General features: G+C 72.0%; 20 protein-coding genes and 1 pseudogene. 13 read left to right on the plus strand and 8 right to left on the minus strand.

Going from position 1 to position 20,438, the window contains the following annotated elements:
- Positions 1 to 95: 95 nt before the first annotated feature.
- Positions 96 to 1,577: an amino acid permease gene (locus AB0C99_RS17575; RefSeq protein ID WP_362475753.1), complete on the plus strand. Its 1,482-nt coding sequence runs from the start codon at positions 96 to 98 to the stop codon at positions 1,575 to 1,577.
- Positions 1,578 to 1,646: 69 nt separating this feature from the next.
- On the opposite strand, the gene AB0C99_RS17580 is transcribed toward AB0C99_RS17575, so the two are convergent.
- Positions 1,647 to 2,240, minus strand: a complete 594-nt coding sequence (locus tag AB0C99_RS17580; RefSeq protein WP_362475754.1) for a biotin transporter BioY — start codon at positions 2,238 to 2,240, stop codon at positions 1,647 to 1,649.
- 265 nt (positions 2,241 to 2,505) lie between these two features.
- On the opposite strand from AB0C99_RS17580, the gene AB0C99_RS17585 reads away from it, so the two are divergent.
- Complete coding sequence (locus tag AB0C99_RS17585; RefSeq protein WP_362475756.1) at positions 2,506 to 3,921, plus strand: amino acid permease; 1,416 nt, start codon at positions 2,506 to 2,508, stop codon at positions 3,919 to 3,921.
- A gap of 117 nt (positions 3,922 to 4,038) precedes the next feature.
- A complete protein-coding gene (locus tag AB0C99_RS17590; protein ID WP_362475758.1) occupies positions 4,039 to 5,478 on the plus strand; it encodes an amino acid permease in 1,440 nt (479 codons plus the stop codon).
- 73 nt (positions 5,479 to 5,551) lie between these two features.
- On the opposite strand, the gene AB0C99_RS17595 is transcribed toward AB0C99_RS17590, so the two are convergent.
- A complete protein-coding gene (locus tag AB0C99_RS17595; RefSeq protein ID WP_362475760.1) occupies positions 5,552 to 6,454 on the minus strand; it encodes a hypothetical protein in 903 nt (300 codons plus the stop codon).
- Positions 6,455 to 6,655: 201 nt separating this feature from the next.
- Between AB0C99_RS17595 and AB0C99_RS17600 the strand changes: the two genes are divergently transcribed.
- Positions 6,656 to 7,303: a superoxide dismutase gene (locus AB0C99_RS17600; protein ID WP_362475762.1), complete on the plus strand. Its 648-nt coding sequence runs from the start codon at positions 6,656 to 6,658 to the stop codon at positions 7,301 to 7,303.
- Between the two features lie 160 nt (positions 7,304 to 7,463).
- On the opposite strand, the gene AB0C99_RS17605 is transcribed toward AB0C99_RS17600, so the two are convergent.
- On the minus strand, positions 7,464 to 8,099 hold the full coding sequence (locus tag AB0C99_RS17605; RefSeq protein ID WP_362475764.1) for a DsbA family protein: 636 nt from the start codon (positions 8,097 to 8,099) through the stop codon (positions 7,464 to 7,466).
- Positions 8,100 to 8,233: 134 nt separating this feature from the next.
- Between AB0C99_RS17605 and pepN the strand changes: the two genes are divergently transcribed.
- Together pepN and AB0C99_RS17615 are read left to right on the plus strand one after the other, a co-directional pair.
- Positions 8,234 to 10,795, plus strand: coding sequence for an aminopeptidase N (gene pepN / locus AB0C99_RS17610; protein ID WP_362475766.1), 2,562 nt, complete (start codon positions 8,234 to 8,236; stop codon positions 10,793 to 10,795).
- Positions 10,796 to 10,961: 166 nt separating this feature from the next.
- Positions 10,962 to 11,801: a hypothetical protein gene (locus tag AB0C99_RS17615; RefSeq protein ID WP_362475768.1), complete on the plus strand. Its 840-nt coding sequence runs from the start codon at positions 10,962 to 10,964 to the stop codon at positions 11,799 to 11,801.
- Between the two features lie 31 nt (positions 11,802 to 11,832).
- Here the strand turns inward: AB0C99_RS17615 and AB0C99_RS17620 are convergent, their stop codons facing one another.
- From AB0C99_RS17620 to AB0C99_RS17635, 4 genes are all read right to left on the minus strand, one after another.
- Positions 11,833 to 12,966, minus strand: coding sequence for a serine hydrolase domain-containing protein (locus AB0C99_RS17620; protein ID WP_362475770.1), 1,134 nt, complete (start codon positions 12,964 to 12,966; stop codon positions 11,833 to 11,835).
- A gap of 111 nt (positions 12,967 to 13,077) precedes the next feature.
- Complete coding sequence (locus AB0C99_RS17625; protein ID WP_362475771.1) at positions 13,078 to 13,545, minus strand: NUDIX hydrolase; 468 nt, start codon at positions 13,543 to 13,545, stop codon at positions 13,078 to 13,080.
- A gap of 15 nt (positions 13,546 to 13,560) precedes the next feature.
- Positions 13,561 to 14,004 (minus strand): HPP family protein, encoded by a 444-nt coding sequence (locus AB0C99_RS17630; protein WP_362475892.1) that lies wholly within the window; start codon positions 14,002 to 14,004, stop codon positions 13,561 to 13,563.
- A 297-nt stretch (positions 14,005 to 14,301) separates the two neighbouring features.
- Positions 14,302 to 15,186, minus strand: coding sequence for a pyridoxamine 5'-phosphate oxidase family protein (locus AB0C99_RS17635; RefSeq protein WP_362475773.1), 885 nt, complete (start codon positions 15,184 to 15,186; stop codon positions 14,302 to 14,304).
- 163 nt (positions 15,187 to 15,349) lie between these two features.
- Between AB0C99_RS17635 and AB0C99_RS17640 the strand changes: the two genes are divergently transcribed.
- Entirely contained in the window at positions 15,350 to 15,892 is a 543-nt protein-coding gene (locus tag AB0C99_RS17640) for a CGNR zinc finger domain-containing protein (protein WP_362475775.1), read from the plus strand.
- Positions 15,893 to 15,921: 29 nt separating this feature from the next.
- Here AB0C99_RS17640 and AB0C99_RS17645 read toward each other — a convergent pair whose 3' ends face one another.
- A complete protein-coding gene (locus AB0C99_RS17645) occupies positions 15,922 to 16,284 on the minus strand; it encodes an ATP-binding protein (RefSeq protein ID WP_362475777.1) in 363 nt (120 codons plus the stop codon).
- 321 nt (positions 16,285 to 16,605) lie between these two features.
- Here AB0C99_RS17645 and AB0C99_RS17650 point away from each other — a divergent pair, with 321 nt between their 5' ends.
- From AB0C99_RS17650 to tgmC, 6 genes and pseudogenes are all read left to right on the plus strand, one after another.
- Complete coding sequence (locus AB0C99_RS17650; protein WP_362475779.1) at positions 16,606 to 17,451, plus strand: helix-turn-helix transcriptional regulator; 846 nt, start codon at positions 16,606 to 16,608, stop codon at positions 17,449 to 17,451.
- Positions 17,452 to 17,456: 5 nt separating this feature from the next.
- On the plus strand, positions 17,457 to 17,678 hold the full coding sequence (locus AB0C99_RS17655) for a DUF397 domain-containing protein (RefSeq protein WP_362475894.1): 222 nt from the start codon (positions 17,457 to 17,459) through the stop codon (positions 17,676 to 17,678).
- A 260-nt stretch (positions 17,679 to 17,938) separates the two neighbouring features.
- Positions 17,939 to 18,202, plus strand: coding sequence for a putative ATP-grasp-modified RiPP (tgmA, locus tag AB0C99_RS17660; protein ID WP_362475781.1), 264 nt, complete (start codon positions 17,939 to 17,941; stop codon positions 18,200 to 18,202).
- A 1-nt stretch (position 18,203) separates the two neighbouring features.
- Positions 18,204 to 18,503 (plus strand): annotated as a pseudogene (locus tag AB0C99_RS17665) (MvdC/MvdD family ATP grasp protein); the annotation flags it as partial.
- Positions 18,504 to 18,757: 254 nt separating this feature from the next.
- On the plus strand, positions 18,758 to 19,168 hold the full coding sequence (locus AB0C99_RS17670; protein ID WP_362475909.1) for a hypothetical protein: 411 nt from the start codon (positions 18,758 to 18,760) through the stop codon (positions 19,166 to 19,168).
- Positions 19,165 to 20,322 carry an ATP-grasp peptide maturase system methyltransferase gene (gene tgmC, locus AB0C99_RS17675; protein WP_362475783.1) on the plus strand — a complete coding sequence of 386 codons (1,158 nt, stop codon included), beginning with the start codon at positions 19,165 to 19,167 and terminating at the stop codon, positions 20,320 to 20,322. The genes AB0C99_RS17670 and tgmC overlap by 4 nt, the downstream gene beginning before the upstream one ends.
- Positions 20,323 to 20,438: the final 116 nt, after the last annotated feature.

Raw genomic sequence — 20,438 nt, forward strand, 5'->3', positions numbered from 1 at the left:
CACGATCCGGAGTCATCCCTTCCGTACCGCTCGGACTCCGGGTTACATGTCTCCCGCTCGCGACCCGAGCAGCCCCCACACCTAAGGAAGCGTCCATGAACACGCAACCGACCCTGGCGAAGGAAGGCGGCGACACCGGAACCACCGGTGCCGCGCGGCAGTCCGAAGGACAGCCGGGCGGCCGGCCCGACGGCTCGAACGGCCTCCAGGCGGGCCTCAAGAACCGTCACCTCTCGATGATCGCCATCGGCGGCGTGATCGGCGCCGGGCTCTTCGTCGGCTCCGGCTCCGGCATCGCCGCGGCCGGCCCCGCCATCCTCCTGTCGTACGCCCTGGTCGGCGCGATGGTCGTCTTCGTGATGCGGATGCTCGGCGAGATGGCCGCCGCCCGCCCCTCCTCCGGCTCCTTCTCCGCCTACGCGGACCAGGCGCTCGGCCGCTGGGCCGGCTTCACCATCGGCTGGCTGTACTGGTTCTTCTGGGTCGTCGTGCTCGCCGTCGAGGCGACCGCCGGCGCCAAGATCCTGGAGAGCTGGGTCCCGGCCGTCCCGCAGTGGGGCTGGGCCCTCATCGTGATGGTGGTGCTCACCGCCACCAACCTCGCCTCCGTCGCCTCGTACGGGGAGTTCGAGTTCTGGTTCGCGGGCATCAAGGTCGTCGCCATCGGCGCCTTCGTCGTCATCGGCCTGCTCGCGGTCTTCGGCGTGCTGCCGGGCTCCGACAACCCGGGCGCGGGCTTCGCGCACCTCACCGACGCCGGGGGCTTCTTCCCGATGGGCGCGGGCGCCGTGCTCACCGGTGTGCTGATGGTCGTCTTCTCCTTCATGGGCAGCGAGATCGTCACCCTGGCCGCCGGCGAGTCCGAGGACCCGCAGCGGGCCGTCACCAAGGCCACCAACAGCGTGATCTGGCGGATCGGCGTCTTCTACCTGGGCTCGATCTTCGTCGTGCTCACCCTGCTGCCGTGGAACGACAAGTCGATCACCGAGAAGGGCTCGTACGTCGCCGCCCTGGACTCCATCGGCATCCCGAACGCCGGCCAGGTCATGAACGTGATCGTGCTGACCGCCGTCCTGTCCTGCCTGAACTCGGGCCTCTACACCGCCTCCCGCATGGCCTTCTCGCTCGGCCAGCGCGGCGACGCGCCCCGCGCCTTCACCCGGACCAGCGCCCGGGGCGTGCCGCGGGCGGCGATCCTGTCCTCGGTGGTCTTCGGCTTCGTCGCGGTCTTCTTCAACTACAAGTGGCCCGACACCGTCTTCGCCTTCCTGCTGAACGCCTCCGGCGCCGTCGCCCTCTTCGTGTGGCTGGTCATCTGCGTGACCCAGTTGCGGATGCGCGGGATCATCCTGCGTGAGTCGCCCGAGAAGCTGGTGGTGCGGATGTGGCTCTTCCCGTACCTGACCTGGGTGACCATCGCCATGATCGTCGCCGTGCTCGGCTACATGGTCTACGAAGGCGGCGCCAACCGGGAGCAGGTCCTGCTCTCGCTGCTGGTGGCCGCGCTGGTGCTGGCGGTCGCGGTGGTCAAGGAGCGGCTCGTGAAGCGGGACGCGGCGGGGGCCGAGCGGGGCTGACACCCGCCGTCTGACATGGGTGAGGCCCCGCCGGTCCGGCGGGGCCTCACCCATGTCGTACGACGGGTGTCAGCCCTTGCGGCCGACGAGCTTCCAGGCGGCGGGCAGCGCGCCCATCGCGAGGGCGGCCTTGAGGGCGTCGCCGATGAGGAAGGGGACGAGGCCCGCCGCGACGGCCTGGCCGAGGGTCATGCCGGTGGCGAGGGCCAGGTACGGCACGCCGACCGCGTAGATGACGGCCGCGCCGAGCACCATCGTGCCCGCCGTCCGCAGCACCGAGCGGTCCGCGCCGCGCCGGGCGAGCGCGCCGACGACGGTGGCGGCCAGCAGCATCCCGAGGATGTAGCCGAAGGAGGGCATCGACCAGCCGGAGCTCGCCTCGGCGAACCAGGGCAGGCCCGCCATGCCGGCCACCGCGTACAGGCCGAGCGCGAGGAAGCCGCGGCGGGCGCCGAGCGCGGTGCCGACGAGCAGGGCGGCGAAGGTCTGGCCGGAGACCGGGACCGGGGAGCCGGGGACCGGGACGGTGAGCTGGGCGGCCAGGCCGGTCAGCGCGGCGCCGCCGACGACCAGGACGATCTCGCGGGCGCGGGACGCCGGGATCAGGTCGGCGAGGACCGTCCCGGAGCGGAGGGAACGGACGGGGGCTATGGCGGTGCTCATCGGTACTCCGCGGGGTGAGACGACGGGGGGCGGGTGGGGACAGGCTCGACCGTATGCCAGGGGTGAGCGGCCGATCACCATCAGCCGCCGACAAAGCGGGGGTTGAGCCATTCGTGGAGATCAAACAAACCCGCCCGGCCACACCGCGCGCCACGTGACGCTCGTCACTGGGAACTCGCACCCTCCGGTCCCTTTTGCGCCGGACGACCCCCAGCGGGGAGACTGTGGGGTCTCCATAAACCCTTCCAGAGCGCGAGCCCCCCACATGCACGACGCCCCAGCACCCGGACCGGAGCCCCTCGAACCCGCGCCGGAGCCCCTCGCCCCCGCGCCCGAGCCCCTCTCGCACGGGCTGAAGCAGCGGCACCTCACGATGCTGGGGCTCGGCGGGGTGATCGGCGCGGGGCTCTTCGTGGGCTCCGGGGCGGGCATCGCGGTCGCGGGTCCCGGCATCGTCGTCTCGTATCTGATCGCGGGCGCGCTCGCGATGCTGGTCATGCGGATGCTGGGCGAGATGTCGGCGGCGATGCCGGCCTCGGGCTCCTTCTCGGTGCACGCGGAGCGGGCGCTGGGCCGCTGGGCGGGCTTCTCGGTGGGCTGGCTCTACTGGTTCCTGCTGGTGGTGGTGCTCGCCGTGGAGGCCACCGGCGCGGCGCTGATCGCGCACAGCTGGGTGCCCGGGATCCCGCAGTGGGGGTGGGTGCTGCTGTTCATGGTGGTGTTCACCGTGACGAACCTGGCGGCGGTGAAGAACTTCGGCGAGTTCGAGTTCTGGTTCGCCGCGCTCAAGGTCGGCGCGATCGTCCTCTTCCTGATCCTCGGCACGCTGGCGATCCTCGGCTGGCTGCCGGACACCGACCCGGTCGGCCTCGCGAACCTGACCGGGCAGGGCGGCTTCCTGCCGCACGGCTGGTCGGGGGTGATCTCCGGGGTGCTGGCCGTGGTCTTCGCCTTCGGCGGCCTGGAGGTCGTGACGATCGCGGCGGCGGAGTCGGACGACCCGGCGCGCAACGTGGCCCGCGCGGTGCGCAGCGCGGTGTGGCGGATCCTCTTCTTCTACGTGGGCTCGATGCTGGTGATCGTGGCCCTGCTGCCGTGGACGGCGATCGAGCCGGGCCAGTCGCCGTACGTGGCGGTGCTGGACTCCATCGGGGTCCCGGGCGCCGGGCAGATCATGAACGTGGTGGTGTTCGTGGCGCTGCTCTCGGCGCTCAACGCCAACCTGTACGGCTCCTCGCGGATGGTGTTCTCGCTGGCCGAGCGCGGGGAGGCGCCCAAGGGGCTGCTGAAGATGTCCGGCGGCTCGGTGCCGCGCCGGGCGGTGCTGGCGTCGGTGGCCTTCGGCTTCGTCTCCGTACTGCTCAATCTGAAGTGGCCGGATTCCGTCTTCCTCTACATGCTCAACGCGGTCGGCGCGGTGCTGCTCTTCGTCTGGGCGCTGATCGCGGTCTCGCAGCTGCGGCTGCGCCGCCGGATCGAGCGGGAGGCACCCGAGACGCTGACCCTGCGCATGTGGGGCTTCCCCTGGCTGACCTGGACGGCGCTGGCGGCGATGGGCGCGGTGCTGGTGCTGATGCTGACCGACGACGGGGCGCGGCCCCAGGTGCTGTGGTCGGGCGGTGCGACCGCCCTGGTGCTGGCGGTGGCGTGGGTGCGGGAAGTGCGCACGAAGCGGAAGTAAATCTTCACCTTGTGTGAACCTGGTGCCCGTATAGCGGACACGCGTTCCCTGTGAGCGGTGCGGGCGCCCAGACTGTGGGCCACCCTCCCCGTCTCAGCTAGTGAACAGGGCCCGCCCATGCCTCGGACTCCCGCGCCCGCGCCGGCCGACCACAAGGACGCCGCGCCCGGCGCCGCCGCAGCCCCCTCCGGGGGCCTCTCGCACGGCCTCAAGCAGCGCCATCTGTCGATGATCGCCCTCGGCGGCGTCATCGGCGCCGGCCTCTTCGTCGGCTCCGGCGCCGGCATCGCCGCCGCCGGCCCCTCGATCGTCCTCGCGTACGCGATATCCGGCGTGCTCGTCATGCTCGTGATGCGGATGCTGGGCGAGATGTCGGCGGCGAACCCGGCCTCGGGCTCCTTCTCCGTGCACGCGGAGCGGGCGCTCGGCCCCTGGGCCGGCTTCACGGCGGGCTGGGCCTTCTGGTTCCTGCTCTGCGTGGCCGTGGGCCTGGAGGGCATCGGCGCCGCGAAGATCATGACCGGCTGGTTCCCGGGCACCCCGGAGTGGGCCTGGGTCGCGCTGTTCATGCTGGTGTTCTGCGGCACCAACCTGGCGGCGGTGAAGAACTTCGGCGAGTTCGAGTTCTGGTTCGCCGCGCTCAAGGTCGGCGCGATCGTCCTCTTCCTCGGCATCGGCGTCCTCGCCATCACCGGCGTCCTGCCGGGCACCGACGCGCCCGGCACCGCCAACCTCACCGGCGCGGGCGGCTTCTTCCCGAACGGCTCCGAGGGCCTGATCGTCGGCCTGCTGGCCTCCGTCTTCGCGTACGGCGGCCTGGAGACCGTCACCATCGCGGCGGCCGAGTCCGAGCACCCCGTCCAGGGTGTGGCCAAGGCGGTCCGCACGGCGATGTGGCGCATCGCGCTCTTCTACATCGGCTCCATGGCCGTCATCGTGACGCTGGTCCCCTGGGGCGACAAGGCGGTCGTCGAGAAGGGCCCGTACGTCGCCACCCTCGACCACCTGGGCATCCCGGCGGCCGGCCAGATCATGAACGTGGTCGTCCTGATCGCCCTGCTCTCCGCGATGAACGCCAACATCTACGGCGCCTCCCGGATGGCCTGCTCGCTGGTCGCCCGCCGGCAGGGCCCGGCGGCACTCGGCCGCACCTACGGCGGGGTGCCCCGCCCGGCGGTGCTGGTCTCCTCGGTCTTCGGCTTCGCCTGCGTGCTGCTGAGCTACTGGCGCCCGGACGACGTCTTCATCTGGCTGCTCAACACCATCGGCGCGATCATCCTGGTCGTCTGGTTCTTCATCGCCGCCTCCCAGCTGGTGCTGCGCCGCCGCACCGAGCGCGAGGCGCCGGAGAAGCTGGTCGTGCGGATGTGGGGCTTCCCGGTGCTGACCTGGGTCGCGCTCGCGGGGATGGCCGTCATCTTCTTCCTGATGGCCCGCGAGGAGGGCACCCGCGTGCAGCTCTACGCGACGGGCGGCCTGACCCTGGCCCTCGCGATCGGCGGCTACACCCTCCAGAAGACACGCGCCGCGCGCGGAACGGCCCCCGAGGAGGTCTGAGCCCCCGCCACGCCGCACCCGACAGCCCGCCACGCGCCCCGCCGAGCTCACGCCCGGCGGGGCGCGTCGGCGTTCAGGCGCCGCAGTAGGGGGCGGTGCGGACGAAGCCGCCGCGGTGCTCGTCGTCGGTGCCGAGCAGGGCGTCGGAGGTGCCGGGCAGGCACTCGACGGCCTCGATCTTGTAGCCGGGGAAGGTGCCGAGCACGGTGGGGCGCGCGGCGAGGGTGACCCGCACCGAGCCGGCCGCCGAGACGGTCACCCGGCCCGCCTCGCTCACCGCCGAGTCGAAGGGGCCGTCGTCGCCCGCGTCGGAGGCGGAGCTCACCAGGATCCGGCCGGAGGCGGTCACCGTGATGTCGGAGATGTGCCGGGTGCCCGCGCCGGGCGGGTACGCCGAGACGTACGGGCGCCTGGTCACCGCGCCGAACAGCGGCTGGCCCCAGGCGGCGAAGGAGAGCGGCGCCGCGTACAGGGTCGCGGGGCGGCCCGGCCCCTCGCCCCGGTCCGCCCACAGCGCGGCGAGCTTCCCGCCCCGGGCCACCAGCGCGAAGCTCTCGAAGTCGGCGCCCTCGTTGATCATCGGCAGCGGCGCGTAGTCGACGACGGTCGCCGTGGCGCCCTCGACGCGCAGCCGGTAGACGATGCCCCGGCTGGCCAGCGCCAGGTACTCCCCCGGCGCCCCGGGCACCGCCTCGACCGCCTCGACGTCCTCGGCGTAGGCCCCGTCCCAGGCGACCGGGGAGAGGGCGGCGGCGCCGTCCGCGTAGCCGAGCCGGGCCAGCCTGGGCTGCCCGGGGCGCTTGTTGTCGTGCGCGACCAGGGCGGTGCCGGCGGGCTCGGCGGCGAGGCCGCTGACGCCGGTGCGGGAGTCGGTGCCGACCTGCCGCCAGGCGTCCTCGGCGGGGGTGGGCGCGGGGGCGGCGCCGAGCAGCGCGAGCAGCGCGGTCGTCGCCGCGAGCTTGAGTGGGAGGTTCACGCGCGCAGGCTATGGATCACCATTCGCCCGCTTCAAGGCCGTTTGCGCCATCCGGCCCCAGGGGGAAACCCGGGCGGGACCTAGGGCCAAGGTCCGATCGACCGCCTGACGGGACGTCTGATCAACTTAGACAGCATCTACTGTTAGCCTGCACCTGCAAAAAGGTTGCAATAAGAAGACGTCGGCGAGAGGCTCGGCAACATGGCCATCTACACCCTTCCGGAACTGCCGTACGACTACGCGGCCCTGGAGCCGGTGATCAACCCGGAGATCATCGAGCTGCACCACGACAAGCACCACGCCGCGTACGTCAAGGGTGCGAACGACACCCTGGAGCAGCTGGAGGAGGCGCGGGACAAGGACGCCTGGGGCGCCATCAACGGCCTGGAGAAGAACCTGGCGTTCCACCTCTCCGGCCACATCCTGCACTCCATCTACTGGAACAACATGGCCAGCCCGAAGGCCGGCGAGGGCGGCGGCGAGCCGCTGGCCGCCGACGGGGTCGGCGAGCTGGCCGACGCGATCACCGAGTCCTTCGGCTCCTTCGCGAAGCTCAAGGCCCAGCTGACCAAGGCCGCCGCGACCACCCAGGGCTCCGGCTGGGGCGTGCTCGCCTACGAGCCGATCAGCGGGCGCCTGATCGTCGAGCAGGTCTACGACCACCAGGGCAACGTCGGCCAGGGCTCCGTCCCGGTCCTCGTCTTCGACGCCTGGGAGCACGCCTTCTACCTGCAGTACAAGAACCAGAAGGTCGACTTCATCGAGGCCATGTGGGCCGTCGTGAACTGGCAGGACGTGAACAAGCGCTACCAGGCCGCCAAGGCCAGCGTCCCGCTGATCTCGTTCTGACCCCCCGGGCGCCCGGCGCCCCCCGTTCGTCCTGCTCGTGATCGTCTTCTCAACCTTCACGTGCGGGCGGAATGAAGAAGAACCCCCGCGATGACGTGAATCGCGGGGGTTCTTCCGTACGGGGGGGGCGAGCCGAGGCCGGGGCCTGGGCCCGGGGCGGCTACTCGAAGCTGGGCGCCGCCGTCCGCGTGCGCTTGATCTCGTAGAAGCCGGGCACCGCCGCCACCAGCAGCGTGCCGTCCCACAGCCGGGCGGCGGCCTCGCCGCGCGGGGCCGGGGTGACCACCGGGCCGAAGAAGGCGACCTCCTCGCCGTCCGGGCCGGGGACCGCGATGACCGGGGTGCCGACGTCCTGGCCGACCTTGTCTATGCCCTCCTTGTGGGAGGCGCGCAGCTCGGTGTCGTAGGTGTCCTTGTCGGCGAAGTCCGCCAGCTCCTCGGGCAGGCCGACGTCGCTCAGCGCGCCGACGATCGCCTCGCGGGTCGGGCCCTCTCCGTTGTTGTGGAAGCGGGTGCCGAGCGCCGTGTAGAGCTTGCCGACGACCTCGTCGCCGTGCAGCCGCTGGGCCGCGATCACCACGCGCACCGGGCCCCACGCCTGGGTCTCCAGCATCTCGCGGTACTCCGGCGGCACCTCGTCGAGCCGGTCCTCGTTCAGCACCGCCAGGCTCATCACCTTCCACCGCACGTCCACCGGGCGGACCTTCTCCACCTCCAGCATCCAGCGCGAGGTCATCCAGGCCCAGGGGCACAGGGGGTCGAAGAAGAAGTCGGCGGTGGTCCTGGTCTCGGACATGTCTCTCCTCGAAAAGGCGGGTGCGGTGCGCCTGGCGGCAACACCACCGGCCCGCCGCGCATTCCCCGGGTACGCGCGGTCATGTGCACATGGGAGGATCGGTGCTGTTTCGAACGAGCCACGAAGGAGTGACCGTGCCCGGTGAGAACCTGTCCCGCGACGAGGCCCACGAGCGGGCGGAGCTGCTGTCCGTCGACGGGTACGAGGTCCGCCTCGACCTGCGCTCGGCGGTCGGCGAGTCCACGGAGGACGTGCGCACGTTCCGCTCCGTGACGACGATCCGCTTCCGCCGCACGGGCACGGGCGACTCGACGTTCGTCGACCTCATCGCCCCGGCGGTCGACTCCGTCACCCTCAACGGGCGCGCGCTCGACCCGGCCGTCGTCTTCGACGGGGCCCGGATCGCGCTGGACGGCCTGGCCGACGAGAACGAGCTGGTGGTCGACGCCCGCTGCGCCTACAGCCGCACCGGCGAGGGCATGCACCGCTTCGTCGACCCCGAGGACGGCGAGGTCTACCTCTACACGCAGTACGAGCCGGCCGACGCCCGCCGGGTCTTCGCCACCTTCGAGCAGCCCGACCTCAAGGCGCCGTTCCGCTTCGAGGCGCTCGCGCCCGAGGGCTGGACCGTCTGGTCGAACGGGGCGGGCGAGCGGGGCGCCGACGGGGTGTGGCGGTTCGCCGAGACCGCGTCCATCTCCACGTACATCACCTGTGTCGTGGCCGGCCCGTACCACTACGTCACGGACCGCTACACGCGCGTGCTGCCCGACGGCACCGAGCTGGACATCCCGCTCGGCGCGATGTGCCGCAAGGGCCTCGCCAAGCACTTCGACACGGACGACGTCTTCCTGGTCACCAAGCAGGGCCTGGACTTCTTCCACGACAACTTCGACTTCCCGTACCCCTTCGGGAAGTACGACCAGGCGTTCGTCCCCGAGTACAACCTCGGCGCGATGGAGAACCCGGGCATGGTCACCTTCCGCGAGGAGTACATCTACCGCGGCAAGGTGACCCAGGCGGCCTACGAGCGCCGGGCCAACGTGATCCTGCACGAGATGGCCCACATGTGGTTCGGCGACCTGGTCACCATGGTGTGGTGGGACGACCTGTGGCTGAAGGAGTCCTTCGCCGACTTCATGGGCTCCTTCTCGCTGGCCGAGGCGACCCGCTTCACCAACAGCTGGGTCACCTTCGCCAACGGCCGCAAGGCATGGGCGTACCGCGCCGACCAGCTCCCGTCCACCCACCCGGTCACGGCCGACATCCGTGACCTGGAGGACGCCAAGCTGAACTTCGACGGCATCACCTACGCCAAGGGCGCCTCCGTCCTCAAGCAGCTCGTCGCCTACGTGGGCCGCGACGCCTTCCTGGAGGGCGCGCGCGTCTACTTCAAGCGCCACGCCTACGGCAACACGCGCCTCGCGGACCTGCTGACCGTCCTGGAGGAGACCTCCGGCCGGGACATGAAGGGCTGGGCCAAGTCCTGGCTGCAGACCTCCGGCGTCAACACCCTCACCCCGGCCGTCACCTACGACGCCGAGGGCCGGATCACCGAGCTCGCCGTCCTCCAGGAGGGCGACGAGCCGCGTCCGCACCGCGCCGCCGTCGGCCTCTACCGGCTGACCGGCGGGGAGCTCGTGCGCTACGCGCGGGCCGAGCTCGACATCACCGGCGCCTCCACCGTCGTGACCGAGCTGGCCGGGGCCGAGCGGCCCGACCTGGTGCTGGTCAACGACGACGACCTCACCTACGGCAAGGTCCGCTTCGACGAGGGCTCGCTGGCCACCCTGCGCGCCCACCTCGGCGACCTCACCGACCCGCTGGCCCGCGCGCTGTGCTGGTCGGCGCTGTGGAACCTGACCCGCGACGGCCTGATGCCGGCCCGCGACTTCCTCCGGATCGTGCTGGACTTCGCGGGCCGCGAGACCGACATCGGCGTGCTCCAGATGGTGCACACCTGGGCCCGTACCGCCGTCACCTACTACGCGGTGCCCGGCCGGCGCGCCGAGGGCGGCCGGCTGCTCGCCGAGGGCGGGCTGCGCGAGCTGCGGCAGGCCGAGCCGGGCAGCGAGCACCAGCTGACCTGGGCCCGCTTCTTCGCCTCGGTGGCCTCCTCCGACACAGACCTCCAGCTCCTGGAGGCCCTGCTCGACGGCGGCGCCGCGATCGACGGCCTGGAGGTCGACCAGGAGCTGCGCTGGGCGTTCCTGGAGCCGCTGACCGTGCACGGGCGCGCCGACGAGACCCGGATCGGCGCGGAGGTGGCCCGGGACGACACCGCGACCGGCAAGCGCCACCAGGCGCGCTGCCTGGCCGCCCGGCCCTCGGCGGCGGTCAAGGCGCAGGCGTGGGCGCAGGTCGTCGAGTCGGACGCGCTGTCCAACGCCCTGGTCGAGGCGACGATCTCGGGCTTCGCCCAGTCCTCGCAGCGCGAGCTGATCGCCCCGTACACGGAGAAGTACTTCGCGGCGATCGAGCGGATCTGGGCGGAGCGCTCCATCCAGATCGGCATGGACGTGGTGCGGGGTCTGTTCCCGGCGCTCCAGGACACCCCCGAGACGCTGGCGGCGACGGACGCCTGGCTCGCCGCGCACGCCTCGGCCGCCCCGGCGCTGCGCCGGCTCGTGCTGGAGTCGCGCGACGACCTGGCGCGTGCGCTGCGTGCGCAGGAGTGCGACGGGCGCGTCTCCTGACGTTCCCCGCGCCCCCCTCGTGAACAGCGGCCCCCGGCGGATTCCCCGCCGGGGGCCGTTGTTCATCGGCAGTCGAACGCGCGTACTTTAGTGCGGAGTTGTCCGGATTCGGCGACCGCTTCGTAACAGCGGTTAGGGGCGGTCCCCGCGGCGGAAGACCGTCGACATGAACCACAACACCCCCAAGACCCCGCTCCCCGCCCTCCCCGCCCTCCCCCGCGGCGGGGACGAGCGCCTGCGGGAGGCCCTGGACCTGGCCGGCGCCGGATCGATGCTGACCGGGATCGCCGCCCTCGCCCTGCACGGCTTCACCGCCACCCCGCCCGCCGGGATGATCAACCGGGTCGACGTGCTGGTGCCGCGCACCCGGCGGCTGCGCTCCACCGGCCGGGTCCGGGTGGTGCGCGCGGCCGAGCCGCCGCTCCCCCGGGAGCTCGGCGGGCTGCCCGTCGCCCCGGTCCCCCGGGCGCTGGCCGACGCCGTCGGGACGCTCGCCGACCCGGCCGTCGTCCGCCGGCTGCTCACCGAGGCGGTGAGCGGCGGGCACTGCGAACCGGCGGCCGTGGTGCGAGAGTTGAACCGGGCCCGGCTGCTCAACCGGCCGCACGTGGTGGACGCGGTGGACGCCCTGCTGGCCGAGGGGCGCTCGCTCGCGGAGGAGCGGCTGTACACGATGGTGCGCGAGTACGGGCTCCCGGACCCGGTGTGGAACGTGGACCTGCGGCTGCCGGGCGGCCCGCACCTCGGCGGCCTGGACGCCTACTGGCCGGACCAGGCGGTGGCCGTGGAGCTGGACACCCGGGCGCCCCGGCAGGACGACGACGCGCTCTGGTCCGAGTACACGCGCAAGCGCGAGCACCTGGAGCGGCTCGGGATCACCGTCGTCCACCTCACCCCGCGCAAGCTGCGCGAGGCGATGGACCAGCAGGCGGCCGTGGTCCGTACGGCCCTGATGGCCGCGTCGGACCGGCAGCCGGCCGCCTACGTCGTCGTCCTGCCGCGCTGAACCCCCCGTGTGAACCCCCCGTGGGTCTCCGCTACTTCTTCGGGGCCGTGCCGCAGAACTCGGCGTCGATCAGCTTCTGGCTGTCGCCCGCCCAGTCGGCGTTGAGGTTCCCGGCGAGGGAGTGCTCGCCGTCGCGGGTGGCGACGGCCTGGGAGCTGGAGCCGTGGATGCCGCCGCCGTGGCCCCACACCTCCTTGCCGCAGCTGAGCTTCTGCCGCATGAGGCCGAGGCCGTAGCCCGTGCCGGGCCCGATCTCGACGGTGTCCGTCATCTCCCTCAGCTCGGCCGGCGGCAGCAGCCGGCCCTTGAGCAGGGCCCGGTAGAAGGTCTGCAGGTCGTTGGAGTCGGAGATCATCTCCCCCGCCGCGCCCGCGATGCTCGGGTTCAGGGCGGTCACGTCGTACGTCGGTCCCGTGGTGTCCCGCGCGAGCTTCGAGTACGCGCCGGAGTGCGGCCCGCGCACCCGCGAGTCGGTGCCGGGGACGCTGGTGGCGCGCAGCTTGAGCGGCTTGATGATCCGGTTCTCGACCGCCTTGCCGTACGGGCGGCCGGTGACCTTCTCGATCACCATGCCGGCGAGCACGAAGTTGGTGTTGGAGTAGTTCCAGGAGGTGCCGGGGGCGAAGTCGGGCTCGTGGGCCATGGCGACGGCGACGAGCTGGCGCGGGGTCCAGGTGTCGTAGCGGTGCCGGAGGAAGTCGGTGCCGAAGACCCGCTCCTGGAAGGCGGGGTCGCTGGTGTAGCTGTAGATGCCGCTGGTGTGGTTGAGCAGCTGGCGGACGGTGACCTTGCCGCCGTCGTGCCCGTGGCCCGTGACGACTCCGGGCAGCCACTTCTCGACCGGGTCGTCGAGGTCGATCCGGCCCTCGGCCTGGAGCTGGAGGAGGACGGTGGACGTGAAGGTCTTGGTGATGGAGCCGACCCGGAAGCGGTCGTTCCCCTTACGGTCGCCCGCCGTGCCGGTCCAGCGGTCCTTGCCGTCCCGGGCCTGGGCGACGACTCCGGGCACGCCCTCCGCCACGAGCGCGTCCAGCGCCTGCTGGGTCGCGGCGTGCGAGGGCTTCGGCGGCGCGGCGGCGAGGGCGGGCGAGGCGAGGGCGGTGACGGCGAGGCCGGCCACGAGGGTGGCGGCCAAGGCGGTGCGGGCGGTGCGTGCGGCTGACATGTCTGCGGGCTCCCCTGACGTACGTACGGCTCGGTGCGCTGCTTCGGTCACGGGAGGGGACCCCGGGGCACCGGCGGCGGGTTGAGCGCCTCCGGGACGGTTGAGCCGTTTTCAGCCGTTCGCCGGGTCGTGGAGCGGCGAGTGCCCGAGCGGCGGGCGGTCGCGCAGGAGCTGGAGGCCGATGTCGACGAGTTCGACCCGGGTGAGCGCGGGCACGGCGTCCAGCGGGTGCCAGGCGGCGAGGTCGGTGGAGCCGCCCCGCTCGCTGCGCAGGGCGCCGCCGGTGACCCGGGCCTCGTAGAGGATCCGCAGCCCCTGCCAGTCGTAGGAGCCGCCGAGCGGGCGGGTCCGCTGCCGCCGGATGGAGTCGATGCCGAGCAGGGCGGTCGCCTCGGCGAGGTACCCCGTCTCCTCCTCGACCTCCCGGACCACCGCGTCGAGGGGCAGTTCCCCGTGGTCGACGCCGCCGCCGGGCAGGGTCCACCGGCGCACCCCGGCCCGGTCCACCCAGCGGGCCAGCAGGAGCTGTCCGTCCCGTACGCACACGGCGTAGGCCGCCACCCGCAACTCGGTCTGCATGACAGGAGGTTACGGCTATCGGATCCAGTACGCGGGGTAGCGGCGGCCGGTCAGCCGGGCGCCGGCCAGGCCGGTGCCGACGAGGACGAGGACGGCGAGCGAGAGCAGGCCGAGGAAGGTCCAGAACGGCGGGTCCTGGAGGGCGACGATGACGGCGGTCGCGGCGGCCGGCGAGTGCGGGGCGCGGGCGGCGGACATCACGCCGAGCGCGAGGCCGCCGGCGACGGCGGCGCCCCAGGGGCCGGGGCCCGCGACCGCGAGGACGGCGAAGCCGGTGAGGGCGGAGAGCAGTTGCCCGCCGATGACGGAACGGGGCTGGGCGAGCGGCAGGTCGGGCGCGCCCGCGACGAGCGCCATGCTCGCGGCGAGCGGCGGGATGAGCAGCGGCTGGTGGAGCCCGGCACCGATCGCGACGAGCAGGAGCAGCGCGACGACGCTGACGGCGGTGGAGCCGAACAGGACGCGGGGCCGGGGGCGCGGGGGCGCGGCGGGGCGGGCGGGGGCGGGGGCCGCCAGGGCCGCCGGGGCGGGGGCGGTGGCGGCGGGGGCCGCGGGGGCGGGCGCGGGAGCCTGGGCGTCGGCGGATGCGGCGGCGGTCACGGGCGGGTCCTTCGGGGCAGGGGGTACGGGCGGGGACAGGGGGTACGGGCGGGGCGGCGGTACGGGCGGGGCGGGAGGCGCAGGTGAGGCAGGGCGAACAGACGAGCTAAGCACACGGGCGGGCCGCCCGGCGGCGTGGGGCGGGGCCGCCCGGCCCTACGCCCGGCGCAGCGGCGGGTTCGAGGGGCTGGGGACCGGGGCCGACCAGCGGAGCGGGCTCGCGTCCGGGGTCTCCGCCACCGCGTCCAGGCGGAAGCGGACGGCCCGGCCCTCGGGGCCGTACTCGGCGTGGGCCAGGCCGGAGAGCCGCAGGGTGGTGCCGGTGTCCCAGTCGAGGAAGAGGAGGCCGGCGCGGCCGTCCTCCTCCAGGTTCCCGAGGGTGAGGAACATGGCGTTGCCGGGGTAGTCGGCCCAGCGCAGCTCGGCGGGCGAGACGACCTCGACGAAGCCGGGGAGGCCGCCGCGGTGGCCGGTGTCGACGCCGCCGGGTCCGGTGGTGGTGAGGAAGAAGGTGTCGGCGGCGCGGACCAGCGCCGCCTGGGCGGGGGTGAGGGCGGGCCCGTACCGCACCGGCCCGGGGCGGGAGTCCTCCGCCCGGCCGAGCAGTTCGCGCTGCTGGAGGTACTTGGGGCAGTTGGCGAAAACTCGACCCGTCGCCACGGTGAGGCCGCGGGCGCTGGGGCGCGCGGTGCCGTTGAGGCGGAGCCGGCGGCGGGTGCGGGGGTCGAGGGCGAGGGTGCCGACGGGGGTGCCGGCCGCGGTGACGGCTCCGGCGAGGGGGTCGCCGTCGGGGAGGCCGCCCGCGACGGAGAGGGTATGGGGGCCGGCGGCGCGGGCGAAGCCGGGCAGGCCGGTGAGCAGGCCGGCCCAGACCCGCCCGTCCGGGGCGGCGGCGCCGAGCACGAGCATCGGCTGGGCCTCCAGGAAGGCGGCGGCGACGGGCCGGATGCCGGGGGCGACGGACCTGCCGACGCGCTCGGCGAGGTCGCGGACGCCGACCCGGTCCTGCACGGCGAGGGAGCCGGAGTGGTAGACGCGCATGACGGACGGACCTCCTCGGTCCTTCTCGGTCCTTCTCGATTCCGGACAGGACGGCGAAGCTAACCCTTCACTTCAACATTAATGGTTAGAACGCAACGGGTGCAACCGCTCACGTAACCTTGAGGGGTTAGTCCGGAAACCGTCGCCGAGGAAGGCGTCCGCCATGACCGTCCCCGACCCGCGGCCCCTCGTCGGCGAGCCCGTCTCGCTCGACCTGCTCAACACCCGCTGGATGGCGGACGGCGTCCGGCAGGACCTGCTCACCGGGACCGGGGGCCTGGAGATCTGGCTGGTCTCGAACGGGCTCGACGGCCGCTTCCGCGCCGACACGGCCACCCTGCGGCACACCCTCGCCGCCCGCGACGCCCTCGCCGCCCTGGTCGACCGGCCCGGCGACCCGGAGGCCACCGCGCGGGTCGACGCGGTCCTCGGCCACGGCCGGATCCGGGCCACGCTGACCGCCGAAGGCCCGGGCGAGGAGCCGGAGTTCGCGGATCCCGCCTGGGGCCCCGGCTGGACCGCCGCGCGCGACTACCTCGACCTGCTGCGCGCCCGCCCGGACCGCATCCGCGCCTGCGCGCACGAGGCGTGCATCCTGCACTTCTACGACACCTCACGAAACGGCACCCGCCGCTGGTGCTCGATGGCCGCGTGCGGAAACCGGGCCAAGGCTTCACGCCACTACGCGCGCGCCAAGGACAACTGAAAGGGTGCGATCGGCGCAGGCCATGCCGCTCACCCCGCCGTCGGGTCGTCGAACAGCACGAACCACACGGTCTTCGAGGTCTCGTCGCATGTGGCCCCGAACAGGTCGGCGTACGCGCCGACGAGTCCGAGACCACGCCCGGTCCGGGTGAGCGAGGTGGGATCCGCCCAGGCAGGACGCACCTGTGGTGCGCGACCCGGGGCCCCGTCGTGCACACACACGGACACCCCCTCCGTCGAGAGCGAGACCTCGACCGTGATCACGGGCGACTCGGTGTGCAGGACAGCGTTCGTGACCACCTCGGATGCGCAGAGTTCGGCACGCTCCGCAAGGCGGGCGCGGCCAGTCAGACGCAGCAGGTCAACGATCCAGTGGCGAGCCAGAGCAGGCATGCTCGGCAGTCTCGGACCGGTGAACCGGTAGTCAGCGTTCCGCTCGGGCGGCATTAAGGCTGCGGTCATCATTCCTTCGTCTCCCAACCAACGGTGACGCGGGTCAAGGGCGCGAGTCCGTGGCTCCGGCCATCCCCCGAGGGGTCGTCAAACGGCTTACGGATGGCTGCACTTCGGACCTTCACAGTGGTGCGGCGCCGATCCCGAAGTTAGGGCACAACATAGGGACGGCGCAACAGTGGGACGCTCGTCCCTACACCGAGAGTGGACCGGCGGGCCGCCAGGGCGGCACACTTTGGGCACAACAGGAGGGAGGGGCCCATGCCACCGAGGGCGTATCCGACGGCGCGGCAGAAGCGGTTGGGCGCGGAGCTCCGCAAGATGAGGGAGCGAGCCGGCCTTTCCGGTGCCGACATCGCGCGCTTCCTCGGCGGCGAACGCGCGGCAGCGAGCCACATCGAATCCGGCCGGTACGGCGTGAGTGCCGACCGTGTGCGCCGACTCGCCGCCCATTGCTCAGCCACCGACAAGCACCTGGTCAACGCTCTCGCAGCCATAGCCGAGGAGCGAGGCAAGGGCTGGTGGGAGGAGTACCGGGGGCGCCTCTCGCCGGGTTTCCTCGACCTTGCCGAACTTGAGCATCACGCCCTTCACATGCGCGCGATCGACATGCTGCACATCCCCGGCCTTCTCCAGACGCAGGCGTACGCGAAAGAGCTGATCCTCAGTAGCGTTTCCGAACCGTCGGAAGAGACCGAGATAAGGGTCGAGTACCGGATGCGACGGCGCGAGATCTTCGACCGTCCGCAACCACCCACGTTTCAGGCGCTGATCCATGAGGCAGCCCTACGAATGCGCTACTGCCGACCGGACACCATGCGCGAGCAGCTCGGGTTCCTGGTCGAAGCTTCCTCGTGGCCGAGCGTCTCGATCCGGGTCGTTCCGTTCAGTGCACAGATCACCGGTTCCGTGCATTCCATGCTCTACGCGGGCGCGACTATTCCACAGTTGGACACGGTGCAGCTCGACAGCGCATTCGACGGCGGATTCCTGGACGCCGAGCCCCACCTGATCAAGTACCGCGCCCTGCTGGATTCGGTCGAGGGAATCTCGCTCGACGCCGACGAATCACGTAAGTTTATTCACCGAGTGGCACAGGAAACGTGAGAGAGATGACCGACCCCACCGCTTGGCAGAAATCCTCATTCTCGGGAGCGGACAACAACCAGAACTGCATCCATGCCCGTCTCGCCGAGTCCGGCGAGATCGAGCTCGTCGAGAGCGAGTCGCCCGAGGCGACCGTCGTCACGAGCCGCGCCAACTTCGAGGCGTTCCTCAAGGGCGTCAAGGCGGGCGAGTTCGACCATCTGATCGAGGGCCACTCTCAGGGCTGAGCCCCGTCCCCCGATCGGCAAAGCATCCAACGCGCCTCCGGCCAACTGGCCGGAGGCGCTTGGCATATGCCGGTCCAACCTTGGGACGTCACAGCGTTGCGACTCTCGTCCCTATGCCGGTACCTTCCCCGTGTTGCGATGCGCATACCGTCCGTGACAAGCCTCCCGTTTCGCGCGCCCTTGGGAGGTTCCGCAGGCCCCTCGCACTCGCAACGGCACGCGCTGAACCTGTTCACGCCGACATCACGAATGGAGAAGGCATGGCCACCGCGGTACAGCCCTGGGGTACGGGGCGCTTGGCGCTCTACCCGAACACGATCGAGTTGCCGTACACCCGGACCGAGCTCGACCCCGACACGCAGACGACGCGCTACTTCGACGCGGACGGTCGGCGAGTGGACATGGGCGAACACGGGACCAGCACTTCGACATCGTCCCCGACCTCGACCGGTTCCGACGGCGGTGGCGCCCAGCCGCCGGCGCCGATGGACGCGGACTCCATGGAAGACAACGTCCCTGACTGACATGGCGAACTCACCCGTTCTCGTGATCACCGCGCTCGGCGACGTCACGGCGGATCTGGTGGTGCGCGAGCTGTACGACCGGGGTGTCCCGGTCGTACGGCTCGACCCCGCCACCAACTTCCCCGGGACCGCCCGCATGAGCGCGCGCTTCGCGGGCGACACCCTCACCGGCGAGCTGACGACGCCGTCCCGGCACCTCGACCTCTCGGTCGTCCGTTCCGTGTACTGGCGGCGCCCCACTCCATACGGAGATCCCCGGCGGGCGGAGACAGCCGAGCGGCGTTTCGCCATCGATCAGTCCCGCGCCGGGCACACCGGAGTGCTGACCGCACTTCCCGACGCCCTGCACGTCAACCACCCCATGAGGAATCGCGCCGCCGACCACAAGCCCGTACAGCTCACGACCGCCGCCCGCCTCGGCCTGCTCGTACCGGACACCTTGATCACGAACGTTCCCGAGGACGCCCGCTCGTTCGCGGCCGAGCACGAGCGGGTGATCTACAAGCCCGTTCACGGTGTGCACCTGGCCGGTGCCGACGGGCGGAACCGCACCGTGTGGGTGCGCCCGGTCGGGCGGACGAGCTCGACAACTCAGTCGCGCTGTGCCCCCACCTGTTCCAGGCGTGCGTGCCGAAGGTCGCCGACATACGCCTCGCCGCGGTGGGCGGCGACCTGTTCGCGACCCGCATCGACACCGACGGCGACCATCTCGACTGGCGCCAGGACCAACGGCTGATCACCTGCTCACCGATCACGGTCCCGCCCGCCGTCGGTGCCGCCGTCCGGTCCTACCTTCACGCATTCGGGCTCACCTTCGGGGCTTTCGACTTCGCCCTCGACGGCGAGGGCCGATGGTGGTTCCTCGAATGCAACCCGAACGGCCAATGGGCCTTCGTCGACGACAACACGACCCGCGCCATCGCGAGCGCGCTCGCCGACACCCTCCAGAAGGGCACCCCCGCATGACCGCTGACACCTCGGCGTCCCTGCGCCGCCGGCTCGTCGAGCAGCTCGTCGACGGCGACCGACTGCACGACGCCGACGTGCGCCGCGCGGCCGAGACCGTGCCGCGCGAGATCTTCCTCGGCTCCGCCGTCTACAAGCCGAGCCCGCCCCCTGGTGTCACCGTATGGACCCCGGTGCACCGCGACCACGTCCCGGCCGATGAGTGGCTGCGCCTCGCCTACGAGAACACCACCTGGGTGACCCAACTCGACGGGGTCCTCGCCGAGCACGCGTCCGATCCGGTCGCCGGGGGCAAGCCGACGTCGTCCTCGACCCTCCCCGAGGTCATCCTGTGGATGATCGAGCAGGGCCGTGTCGCCGCCGGGAAGCACGTACTGATCATCGGCACCGGCACCGGCTACTCGACGGCCGTCGTCTCCGAGATCGCCGGCGAGGCCGACACGACGTCGATCGAGACCGACCCGGACGCCGCCGAGCGGGCACGGAAGGCGCTCACCGAAGCCGGATACGCCCCGACCCTCGTCACGGGCGACGGACTGCTCGGACACCCTGGCGGCGCGCCGTACGACGTCGTCATCGCGTTCTGCTCGATGCGGCACATCCCCTACGGCCTGCTGCGGCAGATCAAGGCCGGAGGAGCGCTGCTCGTCACCGTCGCCGGGTGGGGATTCGGTCATGGCCTCGTACTCCTGACCCATGACGGCGACGGCGGGGCCACGGGGCGGTTCCTGCCCGGGTACACCTCGTTCATGATGGCCCGCTCGCATGACCGCCCACCGCACGGCCCCTTCGAGCTGCTGCCTGGTGAAGAGCGGCCGAGCCGGATCGACCCCGCCCAGCTCGACGACTGGTCCGGCCGGTTCGTCGCGCAGCTCGCCGCGCCGTCGGCCGAGCGCCTCGGGGCGGGAGCCGAGCAGATCCTGCTCGACGTGGCGACCGGCTCGCAGGCGCGGACCGGGCCGGACGGCTCCGGCGGGTGGACCGTGACACAACGAGGCCCCGTCAAGCTGTGGGACGCCGTCGAGGACGCCCTCGCGATCTGGGTGAGCCATGGCTCACCGCATGTGTCCGGATTCGGGATGACCATCGCCCCGGACGCCCAACGCGTGTGGCTCGGTGACCCGGACGGCCCGAGCTGGGCCCTGCCCATCTGAGGGCGGCGCTTCGCGCCACTACGCGCGCGCCAAGGAAGGCTAAAGATCGTCCAAAGGGAGACGAGTCATCCGCCAACGGGCGGGCGGCTCGCCCCTGTTGGAGGGCTTTCGTCCCC

Source organism: Streptomyces sp. NPDC048659 (assembly GCF_040650575.1).
In the GTDB taxonomy this organism is placed as follows: domain Bacteria; phylum Actinomycetota; class Actinomycetes; order Streptomycetales; family Streptomycetaceae; genus Streptomyces.

Excerpts from the sequence above, each read along its gene's own strand:
- AB0C99_RS17645 (WP_362475777.1), bottom strand. The coding sequence starts at position 16,284 with ATGCCTGCTCTGGCTCGCCACTGGATCGTTGACCTGCTGCGTCTGACT.
- tgmA (WP_362475781.1), top strand. The coding sequence starts at position 17,939 with ATGGCCACCGCGGTACAGCCCTGGGGTACGGGGCGCTTGGCGCTCTAC.
- AB0C99_RS17635 (WP_362475773.1), bottom strand. The coding sequence starts at position 15,186 with ATGCGCGTCTACCACTCCGGCTCCCTCGCCGTGCAGGACCGGGTCGGC.
- AB0C99_RS17625 (WP_362475771.1), bottom strand. The coding sequence starts at position 13,545 with ATGCAGACCGAGTTGCGGGTGGCGGCCTACGCCGTGTGCGTACGGGAC.
- AB0C99_RS17640 (WP_362475775.1), top strand. The coding sequence starts at position 15,350 with ATGACCGTCCCCGACCCGCGGCCCCTCGTCGGCGAGCCCGTCTCGCTC.
- AB0C99_RS17585 (WP_362475756.1), top strand. The coding sequence starts at position 2,506 with ATGCACGACGCCCCAGCACCCGGACCGGAGCCCCTCGAACCCGCGCCG.
- AB0C99_RS17600 (WP_362475762.1), top strand. The coding sequence starts at position 6,656 with ATGGCCATCTACACCCTTCCGGAACTGCCGTACGACTACGCGGCCCTG.
- AB0C99_RS17620 (WP_362475770.1), bottom strand. The coding sequence starts at position 12,966 with ATGTCAGCCGCACGCACCGCCCGCACCGCCTTGGCCGCCACCCTCGTG.
- AB0C99_RS17575 (WP_362475753.1), top strand. The coding sequence starts at position 96 with ATGAACACGCAACCGACCCTGGCGAAGGAAGGCGGCGACACCGGAACC.
- AB0C99_RS17650 (WP_362475779.1), top strand. The coding sequence starts at position 16,606 with ATGCCACCGAGGGCGTATCCGACGGCGCGGCAGAAGCGGTTGGGCGCG.
- AB0C99_RS17655 (WP_362475894.1), top strand. The coding sequence starts at position 17,457 with ATGACCGACCCCACCGCTTGGCAGAAATCCTCATTCTCGGGAGCGGAC.
- tgmC (WP_362475783.1), top strand. The coding sequence starts at position 19,165 with ATGACCGCTGACACCTCGGCGTCCCTGCGCCGCCGGCTCGTCGAGCAG.
- AB0C99_RS17615 (WP_362475768.1), top strand. The coding sequence starts at position 10,962 with ATGAACCACAACACCCCCAAGACCCCGCTCCCCGCCCTCCCCGCCCTC.
- AB0C99_RS17590 (WP_362475758.1), top strand. The coding sequence starts at position 4,039 with ATGCCTCGGACTCCCGCGCCCGCGCCGGCCGACCACAAGGACGCCGCG.
- AB0C99_RS17580 (WP_362475754.1), bottom strand. The coding sequence starts at position 2,240 with ATGAGCACCGCCATAGCCCCCGTCCGTTCCCTCCGCTCCGGGACGGTC.
- AB0C99_RS17605 (WP_362475764.1), bottom strand. The coding sequence starts at position 8,099 with ATGTCCGAGACCAGGACCACCGCCGACTTCTTCTTCGACCCCCTGTGC.